The sequence below is a fragment of the Pelatocladus sp. genome, from assembly GCF_059505505.1.
In genome coordinates, this window is sequence record NZ_JCACKS010000236.1 from 1 (window position 1) to 21685 (window position 21685).

Annotated in this window: 14 protein-coding genes; 1 reads left to right on the top strand and 13 read right to left on the bottom strand. The window is 37.2% G+C overall.

The genetic code is table 11. The annotated features are described in order from the left end of the window. The 11 genes from AC5JMK_RS23175 to egtD form a co-directional block, all read right to left on the bottom strand. The coding region (locus tag AC5JMK_RS23175) for a radical SAM protein (RefSeq protein WP_495911126.1) at positions 1-983 on the bottom strand (983 nt) is incomplete at its 3' end. A gap of 96 nt (positions 984-1079) precedes the next feature. Then, entirely contained in the window at positions 1080-1268 is a 189-nt protein-coding gene (locus AC5JMK_RS23180) for a hypothetical protein (protein WP_495911127.1), read from the bottom strand. Between the two features lie 3 nt (positions 1269-1271). Continuing rightward, positions 1272-3542, bottom strand: coding sequence for a pyridoxal phosphate-dependent decarboxylase family protein (locus tag AC5JMK_RS23185; protein ID WP_495911128.1), 2271 nt, complete (start codon positions 3540-3542; stop codon positions 1272-1274). A 321-nt stretch (positions 3543-3863) separates the two neighbouring features. Next, positions 3864-5585: an iron uptake porin gene (locus AC5JMK_RS23190; RefSeq protein ID WP_495911129.1), complete on the bottom strand. Its 1722-nt coding sequence runs from the start codon at positions 5583-5585 to the stop codon at positions 3864-3866. A gap of 179 nt (positions 5586-5764) precedes the next feature. Beyond that, positions 5765-6787, bottom strand: a complete 1023-nt coding sequence (pstS, locus tag AC5JMK_RS23195; RefSeq protein ID WP_096677273.1) for a phosphate ABC transporter substrate-binding protein PstS — start codon at positions 6785-6787, stop codon at positions 5765-5767. Positions 6788-7072: 285 nt separating this feature from the next. Further along, a complete protein-coding gene (locus AC5JMK_RS23200) occupies positions 7073-7618 on the bottom strand; it encodes a hypothetical protein (RefSeq protein ID WP_495911130.1) in 546 nt (181 codons plus the stop codon). A 498-nt stretch (positions 7619-8116) separates the two neighbouring features. Beyond that, positions 8117-9472, bottom strand: coding sequence for a MurL-like N-terminal domain-containing (locus AC5JMK_RS23205; RefSeq protein WP_495911131.1), 1356 nt, complete (start codon positions 9470-9472; stop codon positions 8117-8119). Positions 9473-9475: 3 nt separating this feature from the next. Next, on the bottom strand, positions 9476-9970 hold the full coding sequence (locus tag AC5JMK_RS23210) for a DUF427 domain-containing protein (protein ID WP_096677276.1): 495 nt from the start codon (positions 9968-9970) through the stop codon (positions 9476-9478). A gap of 102 nt (positions 9971-10072) precedes the next feature. Further along, positions 10073-11410 carry a 5-histidylcysteine sulfoxide synthase gene (gene ovoA, locus AC5JMK_RS23215; protein WP_096677277.1) on the bottom strand — a complete coding sequence of 446 codons (1338 nt, stop codon included), beginning with the start codon at positions 11408-11410 and terminating at the stop codon, positions 10073-10075. A 1065-nt stretch (positions 11411-12475) separates the two neighbouring features. Further along, a complete protein-coding gene (locus AC5JMK_RS23220; RefSeq protein WP_495911132.1) occupies positions 12476-13594 on the bottom strand; it encodes a mechanosensitive ion channel family protein in 1119 nt (372 codons plus the stop codon). A 310-nt stretch (positions 13595-13904) separates the two neighbouring features. Further along, on the bottom strand, positions 13905-14879 hold the full coding sequence (egtD, locus tag AC5JMK_RS23225; protein WP_495911133.1) for an L-histidine N(alpha)-methyltransferase: 975 nt from the start codon (positions 14877-14879) through the stop codon (positions 13905-13907). Positions 14880-15122: 243 nt separating this feature from the next. Here egtD and AC5JMK_RS23230 point away from each other — a divergent pair, with 243 nt between their 5' ends. After that, positions 15123-15269, top strand: coding sequence for a hypothetical protein (locus AC5JMK_RS23230; protein ID WP_495911134.1), 147 nt, complete (start codon positions 15123-15125; stop codon positions 15267-15269). A gap of 499 nt (positions 15270-15768) precedes the next feature. Here the strand turns inward: AC5JMK_RS23230 and AC5JMK_RS23235 are convergent, their stop codons facing one another. Both AC5JMK_RS23235 and AC5JMK_RS23240 read right to left on the bottom strand, forming a co-directional pair. Next, entirely contained in the window at positions 15769-18171 is a 2403-nt protein-coding gene (locus AC5JMK_RS23235; protein WP_495911135.1) for a methyl-accepting chemotaxis protein, read from the bottom strand. 423 nt (positions 18172-18594) lie between these two features. Beyond that, positions 18595-21651: a hybrid sensor histidine kinase/response regulator gene (locus AC5JMK_RS23240; protein WP_495911136.1), complete on the bottom strand. Its 3057-nt coding sequence runs from the start codon at positions 21649-21651 to the stop codon at positions 18595-18597. Positions 21652-21685 lie beyond the last annotated feature (34 nt).

The following is a 21685-nucleotide window of genomic DNA, read 5'->3' on the forward strand; positions in this document are numbered from 1 at the left end:
TTACCCACCAAGGCATTAATTCCTTTTGTTATCTCAAAATAAGCGAACGGGCAGTTTTTCAGTTCGATCCCATTGTCCCAAGAAAAGGGCAAATTCATGGCTCGCAATCCATTGACGATATCGAATACTTCTTGTCGCCCTTCATTTCCAAATAAAACCCGACCAAGGAACTGATCAGAGTCAGAGACAACGCTACGTGCGCCAGCTTCTTTTTGACGGGCGCACCACTCTAAAGCTCGCTGGGGAGTCATTCGCATATAGCCCGTGCCATAAGTAGGGGTTTGGCAAAAGTCACAAGTGCGATCGCAACCCAGATCCAACATTACCGAGCCGATAGGTATTAAAGAGGATTCTGAAATGTTATCCGCAAATTCATTTGATCCACCTAAACAGGCTTTGGCCACATTAATTGACGGCACAGGCCAATCCTGCGGGTGCAGTGGACGCAGATTCTTGCCATACTGACTTCCATCGGCAAAGAGGACTCCTGATAGTTCCTGTCGTTGTGGTTGTCCTAACACATAGTCAAAAATTGCCCAGTTGGCAGATCCCGATTTATCTGTCACCACAGCCGTTGCTCCAGCTTCCAGGTAGTACCGAGGCTGGCTAATGACATCCGAGCCACCCACAATAATAGGTTTGCCACCTTTTGCTAAATGGCGCAAGACCAGACTGGTTAATTCTCTATAAATCGTAAAGTTGTTCGTCACACCCCAAGCATCACAGGATTTAGGGTCAATAGCAGCTGTTTTTCCACCATAGGCAATCTTATGTAGAGTCATACCTTTCCAAGTTGCTTGTCCGAACTCTTCCTCCTCAAAACCATTTTTGAGGTTGAACAACTCCACTTCAAAACCTCCTGCTTCCAAGTTAGACATTAAAATCTGTTTACTGATCAGGGGGTGTTGATTTTGCTCTGTCCAGTCAATGCCTTCAGGATCTATGATTTTTAGCTGTGGAAGTTCTACTAATCCTATTTTCATAGTTTAAATTGGTTGTGTTATGTAGTTATTAGCAACATCTATAATTTACTCTCATAGTAGAATTATCTCCTAATATGAGGACAGGATTACTTTCTCCTAAACTAGATTGTGAATAAATAATTTGTGATTATCGAGATGATGTTCATGAATTATCAACTCCAGTATTTTAATTACTTCTGTTTTTATCATTTTTTTAGTACCTTCATTATAATCAGCGATCGCTCTTAGCAAGATTAAACCAGTAAAAGCGATCACTGTTGCAATCATCTTAATTTTGCCAGCCAAAATCTACTCTATTTCATCTTGAATATCTTCAATAGCCTTTAAAATCGATTCCCGAATTATGCCTTCCAGGACATCAATAAACGAACCTTGATCTGTTTCAGTTGTCCAGGGATCTTGGACTACGGTACGGATGACAGTAATCGGTTGATCTGCTTCCCCTGTAACACCTAAACGGTTCTTGTAGTGTTCAATGAAATAAGAACCATAAGCTTCAGCATTGAAATCTGTGGTACTGACAATCATGGGGTAATTGTTAATATCATCTCCCTCGTCAATACTCAGGTTTTCATAATACCTTTTATTGAGAAGGTTAGCATTCTTTAAACTGGTGTTGAGTTGACCATTAATCTTGAAATTGAAAGCGTAAATCAAGATATTTAAATCCGGCCCCAGTTCTTCGAGTGCAGCCATTGCTTCTTCATCTTGCTCAACCTCTTCATTCGTTCTACCATCCACTCTTTCCCGAATGAATTTAATTTTTTCGGCTTCTGTATTTCCGGGAATAGAATCGGGAATTAAGGTCAGAGGAACAATAATAAATGGATCTTCCTCTTTCGCCATACACAAAAGTCGAGCATAGAGTTTATCACCACTGAACAGAGCCTGACCCAAAATCCTACCATAGCCATCTTTGGTAGGTCGAATAATGCGATGGCTCAAATATACCGCCGCCGGAGCTGCACCTGGTTTAGATCCCTCAATTCCATAAATCCCAATCGTTGGCTCTGCTTCTCCATGAAAAACATAGGGAGCAACGAAGGTAACTAAATTCCGCATGGCTGAGTTGCGATAGCATAACGCTCCAGCTGGATAGGGGATGTAACCTGATTTGTGAGGATCGACAGTGATCGAGTCAGCTTCGGGAAGAGCGGCGAATTGCTCCTCTACATAAGCACTCAAGGGAGAAATTGGGGGTGCTGAATCTTTGGGAGAGGGTAAATAAAAGTCTGCGTCGGTGCGTAATAGGGTAGCGAAATATCCCCCCCAAGCAGCATCCGCATGAACAGTAAATTGTAATCCTTTTTGGCTGAATTCTTCTCGTAGTTCCAGAATTTGCTTGAGGGGATCAACGGCGCTTTCTTCGGTGGTTCCAATAACTGCAACGACGGTATAGACAGGAATGTGATTATCTAGGCAATATTGTAAATCTTCTCTGAGGTTATAGCCCTTGAGTCCATCTTGACCAGGTTGAGGTTCAAGAGGCTCAATTCTCATTCTGCCATGTTCATCTACTTCCACATCAATCATGTGGGAAGCTCCCATTCCTAAAATGGCTGCTGCTTTCGGGAATGAGTAATGTTTGGTTCCGGGTACGAAAAAGACCGGGGATTCAACTTCTTGCAGATAACGTTTGGAAAATTCTTGTATACCTAAATCTTGTACCGAATACTTGGATAAGGCAGCCGATAAAATGGTAGAAGCTTCACTCTCGTCAACGCCTTGGCTGACTAATTGCTCAGTGATTTGCGTAGATAAGGCTAGGATATCATCAACCTTGAGATTTAACAGTTGCCAAGTGTCGAGATTGATTAACTGTTGCTCTGTCCAAGTTCCAGAATCTGATGAGTAGGCGTTAATCTTAATCTGTTCTGCTACCTTGACCAAGTTTTGGTCATGCAACAAAGCTTCTTTGATGGAAATGGGATAAAACTTAAGATTTCTGGCTGACCAAATAGCCTCTATGTTAGCAACAGTTCCTCCACAAGTGATATGTCCCCAGGCTCGCAGTTGATCATTTTCATTATCATCCGGCGGAACGTAGTATCCTAACATTCGGCAAAGGTCATCACCCACCTCAATTTCCAACTCTGTGGTGACAGTCGAGGCTTCAAAAGCCACGTTATTTGCGTTGTACAGCATTCCCGCAAAGTAGCCAATCACGGAAGGAATGGTGGAATCCCAACCCATGTGTCCTTGATAGCGCAGACTGAAAAAGGGAACGGATCTCTTCAGTCTTTCTAATAAATCGTGATAACCTTCTTCAATGAGAGCGATCGCTTCTTTGTAATCTGGTGACTGCTTGATTTCTTCGGTAATATGACAAGGATCTTCAGGAAAATAACTATTTCTCCACTCAACCTGAGAGTCGATAGCTTGTACTATCAATCTTTTCAGTAGATCAGCATTTTCTGCTCTTGACCCTAAAAACCAAGCTTCTACTGATCTTGAGCCAGTTGTCTTGAGATTGAGGTTGTCTGCTTTTTTAAAAGACTTTTGGATACGGCGTGTTGCTTTTTCAAAAGCTTTGCTGGAAGTCTCCCTGGGAGTTCTCATCAAAAACTTTCTCCTTGTAAAGTAATATCGGCGTTAATCTAAAAGACTGTCTGTGAATGCAAAAAGAGCAAACTTAGGCGATCGCATCCTAATCTACCTTGCAGGGCTAATATGATGCTACAACATATACTAATACCTTGATTATAACCTTCATAATCGTTTACAAACACCTGATTATTCGGATTCCAGATTGCCCTATACTTGGGAATTTAAGTATTAGACCTCTGTGAAAACTAATGTAGAGACGCGTAGCAAGTCACTACGCGCCTACCATAAGGTAGAACGCCAAGATTCGTAGAGTGTGCGTAAGTCCTATTGCAATTAAAAGCTAAAGTTAGTTTGCATCAATCCAATCCAAACTGTATCATTATCTGCGTTATGTTCGGGACTTGTAATCACTAAAAATCCCGGAGTAATAGAAATTCTATCAGTCACTGGGTAGCGATAAGATAATTCAAAATGTAAGGAAGTATCTTGATCCTGGCGTTCGATAACGTCATTGTCTGTGACTTTCGGAGGCATCCCAAACACAAAACTTAATTGACTGCCTAATTTACCCAAATCAGCCAGTGATGCGGTAATTGCCCAACTCCATATATCTGCATGATCACCTTTAGAACCATTAAAATTACTCAAACTGGGTGAACCCTCAGCACGAGCATTAAAGTAGCTAGTCCAACCGCCTAATATCAATTTTTCACTCAGTTTATAAGTAAATTGTAAACCAAAAGCATTGGAGGAAGTCGGTGTATTGTCACCAAATGGTAATTGAGCAAATTGACTCCCCTTACTCCCAGTGACATTAATAGTTGCACCAGGTTCTGGAGCATAATAACGACCGTAAGTAAAAGCAAGCCCGATTTTGTCTGATGGAGTATAGGTTACTTGAGTCAAAGCAGTATATTGACCACCAAATAATCCTTCATTGGGATTGTCACCAGAACTAGTTAAATAACTGATACCTGCGGCTAATGTATCGGTGAATTGATAGTAAGCTACTGCACCACTACCAAAAGCAAAGGAGTAAATCGGACTTTCTGCACCAAAATTGGAGATTGAACTGACAGGATTAAGAGCCGGAAAAATGCGAGTGGGAAAATCTGCTGCTGGAGCAATGGCTACTATCCCGCGATCGCCTAGAGGAAATTCATAAAATAGCGTACCTATGAAGACATCATTACCAGTGTTTATTGAACCTGACAGCCGAGTCATGTCTGTGCCGGTGACGCTACTGCCAAAATTATTAACATTTCCTGCTACCAGTTGTGTTCGCAATCTATCTTTACCGGTAAAACTGGTATCAAGGGTTAAAATACTTCGTGATGATAGGGTAGTATTTGTATCTATTTTTTCTGTTGAGTCACTACCAGGAGAAACTGATTTTTCATCACCAAAGGTGCTAATTAAGTTAAAGGTTGCTAGACCCCTTAAAACTGTAGTTGTACTGAACTGACGATCTGCAATTGAGGCTGTCTTGTATTCTAATGTATCTATTCTGGCAGTAATAGCTTTCAATTCTTCTGCAAATTCTGTTTGCAATCTTTGAAAAACTGCTAAGTCTTCTTGACTGGCAATTTTATTACTTAAGCTATTAATTGAACGTCCAAGTTTTTGCAAACAATTATCTAATGCAGCCGCAAATTCATAACGGGTCATAGCCCGATTTCCATTAAAATGGCCCTCCGCATCACCACTAATACATTGGTATTTTTCTACTAAATTTCGCAGGGCTTCATAAGCCCAATTATCAGGAGTAACATCTTGTAATTGATTGACATTGACGATTTCATCTAACTCAGGAGGAGCGCTAATATATAGTTGTTCGCTTTGTACTTGTAATTTCTCTGAAATTTTAGATGTTGAATCATCACTTACTGACGTTAACTGATTTTGATTTTCAGAGGAAATTTGCAAATTCTTTGTATTACTCAAATTTCCTTCTTTAATAGAATTAGAGTTGAAATATGTTTGTGCTAATACTGGCCACGCAGTTAATAAATTACCACTCAAAATCACTGAAGTAATAATAACGGATATATCCATTTTTTTCATTGTTGTTCCCTGATTAATCCTCACACCAATAAATGCTATAAGTTAAGTGGGCGTAAAAAAATCAATATTTGTAGTAAGTGTTGAAGCAGACCAAATATTAAATCAGTAACAGTTACCAGGAATATGAATAGAGATTTATATCCAGTAGTAAAACTGATAAATAATAACTCTTAAAAAGGACTAATGCTCACTTCATTATTGACAGCTTTAATTACTTTTTTATTCACGTCATCAGGGATTTTGGTATATCCTAAATCTTCATTAAGTTGTTGTCCTTTAGTCAAAATCCATGTCATCAAGTTTTTAGTTTTTTCCAGCGTCTCTTGATTGGCATACTTTTTATGTACTAGCAGCCAAATTAAACTTACCAAGGGATAGCCATTTTCTGGATCTTGGATATCTTCTGTAGAAAAGTCATCCTGAAATGTGACATTGGCTAGAGCTTTTTTTGTTTCTTCAAGAGTAGGTTTAACATAATTGCCACTTTTATTCTCAATACTCGCTATTGACAAATTGTTTTTTAGAGCAACGTTAGTTTGCACATAGCCAATAGCACCATCAATGCGTTTTACTTCTCCAGCGATTTCACCATCCTGACTGAGAGCAGAAAATACCCGAAATCCCCAATCGGGGTTTCTACTAGCTACTATTTTACCTCCAGTAATTTTCCGCAAGTATTTAGTGAGAATAAAGTTAGTACCGCAATTGTCAGAGCAAACTATAACTTGGATTTTCTTATTAGGAAATCGGGAATTAATTTGTTGCCAATTTGTAATTTGACCTGTGAATATTTTTGCTAGTTGCTCACGGGATAACTTGACATTACTACTGACTTCTTTGAGGTGATAAACAACAGCTAATGCACCTCCCCCTGTTGGTATCATTAACAACCCATCTTCCATTTGATTGATTTCAATAGGAGTGGGAATTAAAGTTGTAGCGCCAAAGTCTACAGAATTATTAGTAAATAACCGAATACCGCCACCACTACCAATCGAGCTATATCTAAAATTTCCACCTGTTTCTTGTTGGTATTCTTGGCTATAACGTTCTATCAGAGGTTGAGCAAAAGAATCACCAGCCCCTCTTAATAATTGGGCAAAAGCTGCATGAGTGGTAGAAGTAATTGTTGTCGCAGCTACTAATGTCAAAGTTAAAATTTGCTGGTAGTTACTAATTTTCAATTTTTTCACGAATATCTTTGAGTAAATAAAGCAACGATTTTTGGGAAAAGAATTAATCCCATTTAGTAATTTAGATTTGAAAATTTGAGAATTTCAATCATCCAACAGAAAATTGGATTACTTTCTAAATATGCGTTAATAGCCAGAAAATAAATTTCCAGCTTTGTACCAGACGTGCGAGCGCACGCCTAGTACAAAATCATTGAAATGGCTCAAAATCTTGTCCAGTAAATTATTAGCTAAATTCACGCTATTGAGGCGTTTGAAAATGCTAAATTTTTCAGTAAAACTGTACTAAGTCACATTAACTTTTTTCCGGTAAATCATAACTTTATTACCATCAGGAGCAACTTCTAACCAAAAATCCTGAATGACAAATTGATAGTACAATTCTCCCAGACGGGTACTCCGCCAAATGCTGACCGTTTGGTCATTGGGCGCCCATCGTTTGAAAGCTTTGACAGCAACTTCAGGAACTGCACTGGAGTCTATTTGCTCATCAACTTGAGTAACAGTACCATTAGGAGTAACTTGTGCTTCAACCTGATAGCCTTGTTGGTTTTTTCCTCTAATGATGTATATTAAGGAACCATCTGACTTCAGTTCAATTCGGGCTTGATTAAATTCAGCATTTGTCACTGTTTTTGCAGACGACATTGCTGTCATTGGTACTTCTTCTAGAGTGATTTTTCGTACTATTCCCCCTAGATTTTGAGCTATTAATATATTGCCTTTCTCAGACAAAGATTGAGCCTGAACATTACAGGTATAAATGGAGGAGATGCCAAATATCATTCCTGTAAGTATCAGTACTCTCCACTTATTATTTGTGTAAAACATGATTGTGCTGTTAATCCCTGATATTTTGAATAGTTCTAAAACCAGCGTGTTGATAGAAATTAGGATGGAACCAATTGCAGTAATACTTTAAAGCTTCTGTACCATTAGTTACCCAACATCCTCCTAACATCATATTATGTTTCGTATCAAAAAAGATCGCAGAATTATCTTCATACACTAAATGATGTTTATATACTGAGAGAGAATTTAAATCATCACTTAATTACTCCCAAACATTCCTGCACAAGTCGTAAAGTCCTGTGCAACTTCTGGGTAATATAGCAATCTGATTTGATTTGATGAACTGACTCGTGAAGGGTCTTAACAGGGAACAGGAAAGTTTTAATAAGAAGTCTACTGAGTTTTTTCAGCGCAGAGTGCAGACTACACCAACAAAAACCAAATAGAAGTTCTGTAATAATAATCAATTTGTTGATTCAAGACTTTAGACATTTTTGAAAATTATTTAACTTGATTAATTCCTAAAGTTTTACTTTTTTACAAATTATTATTAATTTGATCATATATCCAATCAGGAACAGCATGTTCTGTAGCATAAATAAAATTATATTTATGCTCAATATTCTGCCAATCAATTCTAGTATCCGATAAAATTTCCTCTGTAAACATATCTAAAGCTTTTCCTGTTATACCCCGTTCTAAACATCTTCTCATCAATAATCTACTTTCCTCAATTTCTCCAATACATTCAAATGGTGTATGTTCACCTAAACCTAGCATTTCTCGGAATATCGGAAGTAAATCTATATCATCAAATAAATTATTTTCAAAAACTTCATTGACAAGATTCTGTTGCGAGAATGCCATTAAACCTAACCAAACATAAGCGCATTTAGAACATTTTTTACACCAGGGTTTTTTTACATTACAAGAATGGATTTTAGGAATAAGTTCAGGGTATTTACTCAATTTTTGAAAAATGCGAAAATCGTAGATGGGTTGGAGGATACTGAAGTATTTAAAGTTGCTAAACAAATGTTGTTGGATAAATTGATCCAAAATTTGTTCTGCTACTAAACCTTTCCCCCATTGATGATTAACTTCTTTTCCTATTTCGTCCCAGAATAGATTACCAGTATTTGCGCTTTTTTCATGTGCTAGACATAGATAACGATATCCTTTATCTAATATTAAAATTAGAGATTCAAAGATAGAAACTGGCGTTTCTGGAGCAGTGATACCAGAGTTTTCAGGAAAGTATAATTTCAAAAATGGAAAATCAGTAAAATCATCATAGATAGATATTTGATGTTTAGCAATGGGGTTGACAAATTCTAATACTTGCGAGATCAAATTATGTTGAAAATCAGCTTTTCCGTAAACGCTATGGGAATACTGCATAGAAGCAAAAGAAATACCCGCTTCTTCCAGTATTTTCATGGCTAAAATACTATCTTTACCACCACCACATCCAGCGAGAATAGTTTGATGATCACCTAAAATGGAAGTAGGTTGACTTACTCCCAATTTTTGAGAACAGATAATTTCCGGTTGTTGATAATTAGTGATATTGTTTTCATACCAATGTTGCCCAAATACTCCCTGATATATTTGCACAAACAAATCTAGAACTTCGATTTCTAGATATTCAGCAATTACAGAAATATCATAATATTGAGGGAATAAAGAACATAATTTCATTCCTTCAAATAAAATAATATGAGCAACTACGCGCTGTATGATTGGTTGAGAATATTTTTTCATCAACCCAGAAAACGAAACATCATGATAGAAAATCTTACTTGAGAATTGAAATTTATCTGCACTGTAGATAATTTCTAAATGATGTTCATGAATTATCCAACTATCAATTTTGATTACCGAAAATTTCATAATTTACCACCCCCATGTACCTTGACCACCTTTAAAAGGTCCAACAATATCCGCAGTTATCCATCCTCCATAAAAATCACCGGATTGGGGTGTTACTAACTCATCATTTACATAACAAGCATCCATTAAAGCAGGGATAAAAGCATAGTATTCTTGAATGGGCAGAAAATCAGAAGTTGGGTTAAAATATCGCCAAGCAGCATACTTTCTCTGCTGACCACCAATGCTGATATCATAATATTGATATGCACCTTTCCATTCACACAGATTTTTCTTTGGTGTTTCAATCAGATATTCTAGTTTGATGTCTTCTGGGGGAAAGTAATATGTAGGAGGATGACTGGTTTCTAAGACTCTTTTTCCTCTGTTAGTTTCTGCTAAAACAATGCCATTACAAATGACTTTTAGATGTTTGTCGGTATCTTGTAAAATCGCCGGACGGGGATAGTCCCAAACTGATTCTTGACCGGGTTTTGGTGGTATGGGATTTGGTTTCATGGTTAATAATTTGCTGTCATTAAATATCGTACGTTATTCTCAAACTGGCGTTTTGATATGTTTTTAAATCAATACGAGAGCAAGCACGCTAAACATATTCTTTTAAGATTTTATATCCCGAACAATCCTAAAACCAGCGTGTTGATAGAAATTAGGACGGAACCAATTGCGGTAATATTTCAAAGCTTCTGTACCGTTAGTTATCCAACATCCCCCTAACAACATGTGATGTTTGGTATCAAAAAAGATGGCAGAATTATCTTCATACAGAAAATGAGGTTTATATCCTGAAAGAGGATTTAAATTATCGCTCAACCATTCCCAAATATTCCCGCGTAAATCGTACAATCCAGAGTGACTTTTTGCAGTTTCTAACATGCCTACGGGACTCGGTGAGCCAAATTTAAAATTGAGATTGTAGTTGTCTATATCTTTTATTAAACCATCACCGTACGTTGCTAGATGGTACTCGGCTTCACTCATTAAGCGAGTCTCTTTACCTTGCCAACGACAGTAAGCCATTGCTTCATAGTGATTGACTTCCACTGGCCAATCTAGAGGTAAATCCATCTCGTCAAACATGGCTCGATATTTATAATTACCATTTTCTAGTGACCAAAATTTGGGATGTTGGATGTTATTTTGAGTTTTCCAATTCCAGGATTCTTCATCCCAATAATCTTGATTTTCGTAGCCACTGGACTTGACAAAATAGAGAAAATCTGAGTTGGTAATCAGATATTTACTAGCTAAAAAAGGTGCGACTTCAACAGTGCGATCGCCATAATCAATATCCCATCCATAGGTACTATCATCAAAGGCTTTACCTATTTTCACTACCCCACCAGCCACTTCTATCATTTCATTCTGGGGAGTGTAACCATTAGAAGGAGCATATTTCCAGTTGGAGGGACGTTTAACTCTCTCAATTGGCAGTTGGCGAATTAACATCGAAGAGGTTTCAATGTGAATACGCTGGTGTTCCATCCCCATCATTAATGCCCAAAGAGGATGACTGGGATGAATTGGTAGAGTAATTGGGGTTTTTTTAATTACTTCGGAGATTACAGAATATGCTTGTTCTCGATACTCCCAAGTCTGTGCAACTTGCGGCCATTCCAGATGAGCGATCGCTTGATCTAATTCCTCTGGCTTTTCTGGATCAACTCCAATTTCAAATAATATCTCATAATCTGGATTAATACGTTTTTTTAATAATTCAACACGAATCAATTTATTGATGTAGAAAACAGCCGAATGTCCCAGATAAAAAATCAGAGGATTTCTTAAAGGGTCGGGATTGATATAAAATGTGTCTTCACTAACTAGACTTCTAAACAACATGTCTTCAAGTTGCCAAGCATTCTCAAAGTAATCGAGGATGGCTTGGTTATTGCAACTATCAAGTTTTGGAGGAACAGTTAATTGGATTGTTTTCATGGTCTTTTATAGTTGTGATGAACTTTTGACAACACAATTTAATCCAGATAATTCGCTTCTGTTTCTAGAGTAATAGATTTATAGGTAGATTCTCATGCAAGGGTTAATAAAGTAAAAAAACGATGCAAAAATCTTACTGAGTGACATATTCAGTGACCTATTTTTTCCATTGACATTTCTTAACTCAAAGCCATCTTTCATTTTATTTTCCCTGATTTATATGATTGTTAAGTTTTTATCAGTAGATTATTAATCATCAACTATTCGTTCTGTAAGTATTTCTAATAGGTTGGTATCTCCTCGGACACCTATAGAGCATGAGGCGATGCGATCGCCGAAAGCATATCCTAGAGGAGCATCACCAGTTTCTTACTCTTGACTGAATCAAACTATTCCAAATATTTAAGCAGTATAAAGGGTAGTAAACCTAGTGCTATTTTTCGCAGAAAATACGGGAGAACACTAAAAAAATACTAGTGTGCTATGGCAATCAGCATTACTACAAGCAATGTTATTAATTTGATATTACACTATTTTGAGTATATTAATTGCATTATTTTTTAGGGTTATTAAGTGGTAAACGAGAGTATCATTATAAGAAAATTAGAATTTAGTCAAGGAAAAAATGTTGCCTACTCACTCGAAAACTGACTACATTTTGTTCTCAGGGAACGTAGAAAATAAACAAAAAAATAGTGTGAATATGATATTACATCAATATGAAAAACTACTGTCATTAAGACATACCAAATGTTTCAGATGTAGCTAAAATTGTCAAGGACTTTTTAACTGACTCGTGTTCTTCATTCGCCCAAATCCTACTTCCAGCATATCTGCGGAAAATCAACAGTGGTTATATTGATAGGACTAACCCCAATGCGGTTTTTTAAAGATTTTTCGGCATTGTTTTGTCATGCAGAGACCGTAAATTTACGGTCTCTGCACAAGGTTTACTATTGGTGCGTTACGCTAGTGCTAACACACTCTACAGAATCAAGTGCGATCGCGTAGTATGGTGTGTGTAAAAACAACATCAAACATCATTGTGAAAGTTTTCTTTCATCTTTAATTGTTGATTGCTTCCTTATTCTGTTTATATTTATACATATCTACTTCTAGGTTGATAGATAGAAAATCTATTCCCTCTTGCTCTAATAGTTCTAATATGGCTAGGTTTAAGCTTCTCTCCACATCAAAATAAAGATTTGCGTCATTCACAAATAACATAATTTCAATGACACGGGCATTTTCTTCAATTTTGCTGAACCTAACCGTAACTGATGGAGAAACTCCCCGAATATTTTTTGCTAATTCTTCAATACCATCACAAATTCTGGCAGTTTGCTGTGCTGAAATACCATCTATTTTGAGAGTTAAATTCAGCCCCCACTTTAATTCTGTACCAGGATTTTGTGACCAATTTTCAACAATTCCAGTAATCATTTTTGAATTGGGCATTTTGATGATCGAACCCCACTTAGTTATATGCAGAGTTGTGGTTCTAAATCCAATATTTAGTATCTGCACAAAACCATTTATTCCCTCCACTCCTACCCAGTCACCTTCTCGATAGAGATTATCGGAGTAGATAATCAATGTACAAAACCAGTCATAGACAATATCTTTTAATAGCAAACCTAAAGTTATACCAGCACCACCTAATAGACCAACCAATGCAGCCGCCGATTGTCCTAAAAATACTTCACTAACCTTAATTGTCAGTATGATGATTGCTGCTGATTGGAAAATCTTTGGCATTAAAGGTCTGAGCAACTCGTCAAGCTCAGTTTCTGTGTGTAGCACTACGTTGGCAAGTATCTGACCCATGATAGAAGAGCCTCGATAAACAACGTATGCAACTATAAAAATGACTATGAAGTTGAGTACATTACCAATTGTTTCGCTAAGTTGAGGCCCTAATTCCTCTGCGAAAACTGTCTTGACTAGCCAAAATCCAGCAATTTGAATCAGCCAACTTAAAGAAGGTCTGATTACAGCTATCAATTCATCGTCAAGTGTACTTTTTGTTTTGCGAGTAAAGCGCTCAATAGTTTTAATAATGACTCCAACAAAAAACCGTCTCAACAGCTGTGTCAGTGTCAATATCACAAGAACAGTAGCGATTTTGGCAATCGGGATGCCAGAATAGTTGATGTTTTTCAGCGTGTTCCAAACTGTTTCCATAGATTGGCTAAAAAGTATTTGAGTATTTGGTAGATGATAATTCTTCTATCCCCAAACTCTTTGAAATTAGGAGATCAGGGATAGGGAAGAAACACGATGAATTTTATCATTTTTAATCCGCAAAATAACTCATAATTTTTGTAAACTAAATTAGGTTTTATTTAACGGAATATGTGGATTTGAATTTTTTAAATAGATATTATTCCTCCAAAATGAAAAAAGATTTTTAGGAATTATTCACCTTGGTGTATACAGTTTAGGATGTTTAGGATGGCTACTTAGTTACCCTTCAACAAAGAAAAAACAATATTTAAGCTTGGCAAAGAATTAATCCAAACCACTGTTTTGGATCTGTCCAAATTTTCAGTGTCTTAAGTCCTTGCTTTTCCAGATCTTTTTGCATAATTGCTAAATCGAATTTACGAGAAATTTCAGTGAGAATTTTTTCCCCAGCTTCAAAGAAAATCTTGAAATCTAAAATTTCTAGGGATACCCAATGACTCTTGTGACAATGAAGATACATTTCAATTTGAGCATCAGCTTGATTATAAATTGCTTGATGCGTAAAGAAACTGGGATCAAAATTGCCTTGGAATCGCCAATTTAAATGGGAGAGCATATTCAAATTGAAAGCAGCTGTTACTCCTTGACTGTCGTTATAGGCTGCTGATAAAATATCTTCTGGTTTTTGTAGATCGATACCAAGTAGAAAATAATCGCCGGGGTTTAAAGTTTGAGAAATTCGGCGCAATAAATCTTCTGAATCTTGGGAAGCAAAATTTCCCATAGAACTTCCCAAGAAAAAAATCATCCGCGATGGCGACGAGGTCGATTCCAGTTTTGCTAATGCTTGTTCGTAAGTCCCTACTAAACCCTCTATCGAGAAAGAAGGATATTTTTCTTGTAGTTTCAGCACACTAGCTTTGAGGATTCCCCCACTGACATCAATGGGTACATATCTACACAAACTAGCAATTTTTTGGTATGCATCTAACAGAAATAGAGTTTTAGTAGAACTACCACTGCCTAATTCTACTAATTCACAAGCACCTGTAATCTCAGCAATTTCATCAGCATATTGGCTCAAAATCCACGCCTCTGTTCGTGTTGGATAATATTCTGGTAACTCACAGATTTGTTCAAACAATTCTGAGCCGTGATCATCATAAAAATACTTTGGAGGTAAACTTTTTGGATTTTGAGTTAATCCTTGAATAACATCTTGACCATCATTTTTTACAGATTGATAAGGATGAGTGAGGATTTTCAAAGAAGTTGTAACCATTCTGATGTTGTTTATTCTCTGGTCTTAACCTAAAAAATAATTGCACATTTCAATATATAGATCAACTCTTGTAACTAATAAAAAACATTCAAATTTTATTTATAAATACAAGTTATATTTAGGCATCAAATTTTTCTCCATAATTAATAAGACTTTGTTAACAAAACTGAATGCTTTTAAAAAGTCTAGATACTATGGATTATTTATTGGATAAAAAATTTGAATTTTTTTTAATAATGACTGTTGAATTTTTTACTCATAAACTTCCTCAGTGCAAGTCTAAGCTATGGATATGTTGATCGGGTGTCTCGGCGGACACCTATAGAACATGAGGCGATGCGATCGCCACTTCCTCACTCTTGCCTGAATCAAAGTGTTCAAAATGTTTAAGCACTAGAATTGACTGTGAATCTAGTGCTATTTTTGGCAGAACATGCGGGAACTCACTACAGAAAAACTAGCGTGCTATGGCTATTAATATCACTAATAGCCATAGCATTAACTTGATATTACACTATTTTAACATGTTTTTAACTTGATTTTTTTAGGATATTTAACTGTTACTAAAAGTATATCTATAAGAAATCTAGAATTTAGTCAAGGAAAAAATGTTGCCTACTCACTTAAAAATAAACTACATTTTGTTCTCTGTCTCCTCAGAGAGTAGACCAAAAAATGGTGTAAAATACGATATTACACTAATTGAAAAAACTATTGAAATTATGTCATAGCAACTGTTTCAGATATTGCCAGATTTGTCAAGGACTTTTTTATTCACAACAGCATATATCGTTAGAATTTTCTTGAAAATAGGGAATAGGGATCGAGAATTATAAATTAGGGGAAGAAAATAGAGAAATTCTTCCTTGTCCCCCTTCCCTTGTTCTCCTTAATTCACCTTCAAACCAACTAGTGTTTCCTGTAACTGCTGGGAAATCTTCACCGTTTTTTGTAGAGATTTAGAAACTTGCATAGATGATTCACTAGTAGATTGTGAATTAGTAGCAACTTGCTTCATTAATTCGCTAACCGTTTGTGATGTCTGGACTCCGTAGATTGTGGCGGTAGAAATTGACTGCACTAAAGTATCTATTTGCTGTGAGATGTCTAAGATTAAACTAAGATCATGTTTGACATCTTCAACTATTTGTGTTCCCTGTGTAACTTGAGTAATTCCTTCTTGCATCGCCTCCACTACTTCGTTGGTTTCCTGTTGGATGTTTTCAACAATTTCTGCTACTTCTTTGGTTGCTTGTGCTGATCGCGCTGCGAGTTCGCTAACTTCTTCGACCACAACAACAAAACCTTGACTTTCTTCACCCATTCGCTCGGCTTCAATACCTGCGTTGATTGCTAACAAGTTGGATTGCATGGAAATCTCGTTAATTAATGCGATTACACGCGAAATTTCTTGTGTAGATTGTCCCAAATGTTTGATTTTCTTGGCAGTTTTGCCGACAATTTCACGCAAAGTTAAGATATTTTCTACTGTTGTATCCATCGCTTTTCCTGTTTTCGTGGCGGTGTTAGCGACGGTATTAGCGACTTGTGCAGCTTGCTGGGTGCTAGACGCTACTGCTTGCATAGCAATAGTCATTTGTTCAACAGCATCCAAAATGCGACTAATTTCGTTAGTTTGTGCTAGTGCTTGTTGTGTGAGATAGCAGACTTTTGTTTCGTTGCTACCAATCGCCTCGTCTAATTGCACAATTGACACTTTTACTTTGATGATAATATCCCGTAGACTTTCAACAATGGAGTTGAAAAAGTCTGCAACAGTACCTATTTCGCCTTCATTCACATCAGCACGTACCGTCAAGTCACCTCGAACTACACCTTCAACATCATCAAGTAATTCTAAAACTTGATTTTGTAAAGCTTGTTGATGTTGCTGTTCTTCCCAAGAAGATGTTTTTGCAGTTTGACGACCTTGTTCTATTTGTTGAGTAAGTTCTGCCTGTTCTAGAGCATAACCAATTTGAACAGCAATTTGTTTAAATAAATAAATTTCTATATCTCGCCAATAACGTTCATGAGAACACTGATGAATTACTAACAAACCATATAGTTTTCTGTTAATAAACACAGGTGTTAACAAATATGCTTTAACTGCTTGGCTTTCTAGTTGATGCAGATATGAGTGACTAAAATTATTGTCGTAAATATCATGGACTGTTTTCACCGTACCTATTGCTAACTCATCAGAATACTCTTCTCCAAAATAGGGGTTAGAAAGATTTTCTTCTGAGTCACTTAACCAAGAATAATCAACTGATTTAGCAATAATTTTGCCTTGCCAATGGTCATCCAAACTATAAAAGAGTACGCGATCGCTTTGCAAAGCATCTCTTATATCTGATACTGCGGTTTTAATAATTTTTTCACTGCTGAGTACTTCTCGTAGGCGAATAGTGATTTGATTGAGTTTCTCTATGAGTTTTGCATCATTTTCTTGACGACGAAACTCTTTTGTTATCGAGTCTGCCATTTTATTGAAACTGACAGCCAGTTTACCAATTTCATCATTTGCGAAAACTTGAACACGGACATTGCGATCGCCTGCGGCAAATTTTTCGGTGGCTTGCTGCAAATGAGAAACTGGTTTGATGATTGAACGTCTTAAGATGAATGTCCAAATAGCAATTAACAAGAAAGCTAATAAAACTAATACAATTTGTAATAACCAACTTTGTGTTAATACGTTATTGATAGATTTATCAGGAGTTCTCTGCACTAAAATAGCTAGGGATTGTCTTTTCTCAACTACTTTATATCTATCTGATTTTCCAACATATCCAATAATTTTGTTAGTCAAAGCCTGATGTGGCATAATGTAAGTTTTATTTCCCAAAACAGCATGTTTGGTAACTATTTGTGCTGTATTGGCTGCAACTGCTTCGTCTAATATAGCCCTGCTTTCTAGAGGTAACTCTATCTGTGATTTAAGTTTATTAAAACTAGCATGATAATCAACATCATTTACTGCGAGTTCAGATTTTGTTTGTTCAGTCAATTGAGTTGCTAAACTTTGATTAATAAAGAATTTTGTTCCAATAGCTATACCTAAAATAGAAACTAATTCACAGCTAATTAAGGCGATTAAATGTTTACGATTGAGAATCAGGTTATAAAACCATCCAAAGAAAGATTTATTGCTTGACAATGAGGTTGTAATATTTAATTTACGTGGTTCTGAAACTCTAGAATTATCAATCATTAGCTGAGAAGGTAGTAGGAGATATGCCAAACTGGAATTTTTACTTTTATTAGCACTATCAAATCGATAACCCATAGGTAAATTCCCTGAATTAATAACTCAAATCAAAAATTTAGTTGGGATGCTCCCGATTTTATACTAGTATTGAGAAACTATGGGTATAAGTTATATCATGTTCTCGAATTTAGGCAACAGACCAAAATCCCGTAAAATCCTCTGATTACAGAAAATTAACTAGGTAATTACTGGTAGTAAAGCAGACATAATATTATAACAATATGTTGTAAATGTTAATAAGAGCTATCTTATACAAATCGTATTATTTTGCTTTAATTGGTTAAGAGTTATTAATATCAACAGATTTAAAAGGCTGCATGAAGAGATAAGATGTAGTATCCTCATGCAGCCTAATGTAAAGATAGAGATATTAAAGTTTTTTCTACCTACCTATCAATTCAGTTGTAGCGTGGAATTATACTAAATTCACACGAACTGAATTTAGTTTTTATTTGCTCCTGCTAAAGGAAAAATAAGTTCTTCCAGTGTTCTCAATAATTCTTGTTCATTGTAAGGTTTTGAGAAATAGGCTTTTGCACCTAATTGTATTGCTAGTTGTCGATGCTTGTCACTACTACGAGAGGTAAGCATGGCAATTGGTATATTCTTAAATTCATTGTTTGATTTAACCCGACCTAAAAAGCCATAACCATCAACCCGTGGCATTTCAATATCACAAATAACAGCCTGAACTTTTAAGCCACTTTGTAATTTTTCTAAAGCATCTTGACCATCTTTGGCTTGTTCTACTAAGAATCCTCCTTTTTCCAAAGTCAAAGCCAAAAAGCGCCGGACATTAATCGAATCATCAACAATTAAGATAGTTCCTTTCTGGTCTTTTAATGAGTCTGGGTTTTTTTCTCCAGATGGAGTCAGGAATACAGTCTTCAACCTTGCTGATGGTAGTTGATTAGTTCTGGGTGTACGATCATTAGCAGCAATCCAATACAGCAACTCACTGACATTGACTAAAGCCACGACTCGACCATCACCAAGAATTGTACAGTTGCTAAAGCCAGCAGGTAGAGAGATATTTCCTTCCACACGGCGAATAGCGACTTCTTGTTCACCCCAGCAACGGTCAATTTGTAGTGCGATTGGTTGATTGTTGCTTTCAATAATTAATACGCTAGCAGCATTAATTGCTGGAGGTGTTTCCAGGTTTGGATTGTCATAACGGTAGCAATTAAATTCTAAGTAGCGGCTGAGGCGAATCAACGGTAGCATGGTTCCTTGCCAGTTGATCATTTCGCTATTTGCCATTGGGAAAACATGCTCATTTTGCAGGAGGAAAATTTCCGAAACTGCATCTGTGGGGAATGCTAATAGCATACGGTTGCTTTCTACTAGCAGTACGCGGGCCACAGAAAGGGTAAATGGCACAGATAAAGTAAAGGTAGTCCCCACTCCTGGCATGGTATCAACTTTGACGTCTCCACGCACATGTTTTAGGTTGTTGCGAACTACATCCATACCTACACCACGACCGGACAGTGTTGTCACTTCGTCTTTGGTGCTAAACCCTGGTTCAAAAATCAAGGATAATAGTTCTTCATCGCTGGCTTGAGCTAACAGAGTTGCATCTAAGCCCATAGCTAAGGCGCGGGTGCGAATTCCTTCTAAGGAAATGCCACGACCATCATCTCTCATGGTGATCATAGTACGATTACCTTGATGGCTGGCTTTAATTTCAATCGTTCCTTGTTCTGGTTTACCACAAGCGCGGCGTGTGGCAGGATCTTCAATGCCGTGATCAAACGCATTTCGCATCAGATGCATTAATGGCTCATTCAAAGCCTCTAAGATGCTGCGTTCAATTAAGGTGTTAGCGCCTTCTATTTTTAACTGGACATTTTTGCCAAACTCCACAGATAAGTCACGCAAAGCTCTGGGGAAGCGATCAACTACGTCAGATAGAGGTCGCATCCTGACTTGTGTGAGCTTTCGCTGTAATTGCTTTGAAGTTTTGTTGAGTTTTCTGGAGATTTGATCGGTATCGTCCACACTGAGTTGGATGTCAGCTGTGACTTCTTGCACCTGCACAATTGTTTCCATGACTTCTTGTGACAGCAGGTTTAAATCGTTGTAACGATCCATTTCTAAGGCATCAAACCTGCTTTCTATATCTTGTGTCTGGTAGGTATAGTCAAATGCAAAGCGATCGCCACCATTTCCTAGCAATGGCAATGATGACACTTCTGCTGAAATCACAGCTTGGGTAGCGATTCGATCATAAGCTGTCCGTAGTTCTTGATTTTCTCTTTCCAGACTTTGGACGCGCTGACTAAGATTGCGAATTAGTTTACGTAGTCTTTCTAGCTGTAAGTTTAGTCCATTGCGTTGGATAATTAATTCTCCGAACAAGTCATTAATTTGTTCGAGCTGCTTACTCGGTACTCGGACGGTATTTTCTTGAGTTTCACGTTCTTTATTTACACCTACAGGCTCCCGTTTTGGTTCAACAAATTTATAATCTGTGACGGGAATTTCTTTGGCAGTTACTGGAGTCGGCTCACTTAGTTCATCAGCAAAAGAGTTACTATCATCAGCAAAGGCTGCTTCTAAGGCTTCAAAGTCTGCGGCAATGATTTCATCATCCAGCCAACTTTCTGCGGTAATTTCTGCTTGCAGAATCTCATCTTCTGTGGTGTCTGCTGTTTGAAACTGCGGAATTATTTCCTGTGTTAGCGATGGATGAGGTGAGAGTTGGATGAAAGTTTGTTCTAAATCAAGCTCTGTGGGTAAACTATCGAGTTGATTTGTGAGTACTAATGCTTGCGATCGCCGCCATGCTGTCAAAGAAGCACGGGCAATTTCTTCCATTTCGTCTGCTTGAGCATTATCAACCTGGTGAGCGATTGATTCGCACAACTGGGTAAAAGCTTCTAACTGGAGCATTTCACCCAAGCCACCTAACTCTGCTGCCATGATGGCAACTTCTTCTTTGAGGCAGGGTTGTTGATTATCTTCCAACACAGCCTCTAAGCGTTGTAAGCATCCCTCTACCTCACTTTCAAAGAGTAAGGGTATAATATTTTGCCCATCATCTTCCGGTGATAGGATAGTTGTGGCATCTTCTGGAGTCGGATCGCCTAAAAGCTGATGTAATTCTTCAAAAACTGGGTAACAAAAAGTACTTAACCATTGTTCATCAATAGTATTTCCTTCTGAGTGCAATTCAACTATCTGACGCAGCCAATCAACTCCAGACAGTAATAAACTTTGTAATTCTGTATCAATTTCTAAAGAATTTTTCCGAGTTTTTAATACTTTAAAAGAATCTTCTAAACGGTGGGCTAAATCTGAAAGGGAACGAAACCCCATCATCCCTGCACCACCTTTGATGGAATGAGCGGCTCGGAGGGCAGCATTGATTTTGTCTGGAGCTATGCGGTGATTAGTCTCAATTTCGAGTAATATTCCTTCTAGCGTATTCAGATAATCTGTTGCTTCCTCCAGAAACTGCATCTGAATTTCTAATTCTTTGTCCTGTGACATAGTTTTTGTCCTTGGTCATTAGTCATTTATTATT

Coding starts and splice junctions, on each gene's coding strand:
- AC5JMK_RS23190 (WP_495911129.1), bottom strand. CDS start 5,585: ATGGATATATCCGTTATTATTACTTCAGTGATTTTGAGTGGTAATTTA.
- AC5JMK_RS23210 (WP_096677276.1), bottom strand. CDS start 9,970: ATGAAACCAAATCCCATACCACCAAAACCCGGTCAAGAATCAGTTTGG.
- AC5JMK_RS23220 (WP_495911132.1), bottom strand. CDS start 13,594: ATGGAAACAGTTTGGAACACGCTGAAAAACATCAACTATTCTGGCATC.
- AC5JMK_RS23205 (WP_495911131.1), bottom strand. CDS start 9,472: ATGAAATTTTCGGTAATCAAAATTGATAGTTGGATAATTCATGAACAT.
- AC5JMK_RS23185 (WP_495911128.1), bottom strand. CDS start 3,542: ATGAGAACTCCCAGGGAGACTTCCAGCAAAGCTTTTGAAAAAGCAACA.
- egtD (WP_495911133.1), bottom strand. CDS start 14,879: ATGGTTACAACTTCTTTGAAAATCCTCACTCATCCTTATCAATCTGTA.
- AC5JMK_RS23235 (WP_495911135.1), bottom strand. CDS start 18,171: ATGGGTTATCGATTTGATAGTGCTAATAAAAGTAAAAATTCCAGTTTG.
- AC5JMK_RS23240 (WP_495911136.1), bottom strand. CDS start 21,651: ATGTCACAGGACAAAGAATTAGAAATTCAGATGCAGTTTCTGGAGGAA.
- ovoA (WP_096677277.1), bottom strand. CDS start 11,410: ATGAAAACAATCCAATTAACTGTTCCTCCAAAACTTGATAGTTGCAAT.
- AC5JMK_RS23200 (WP_495911130.1), bottom strand. CDS start 7,618: ATGTTTTACACAAATAATAAGTGGAGAGTACTGATACTTACAGGAATG.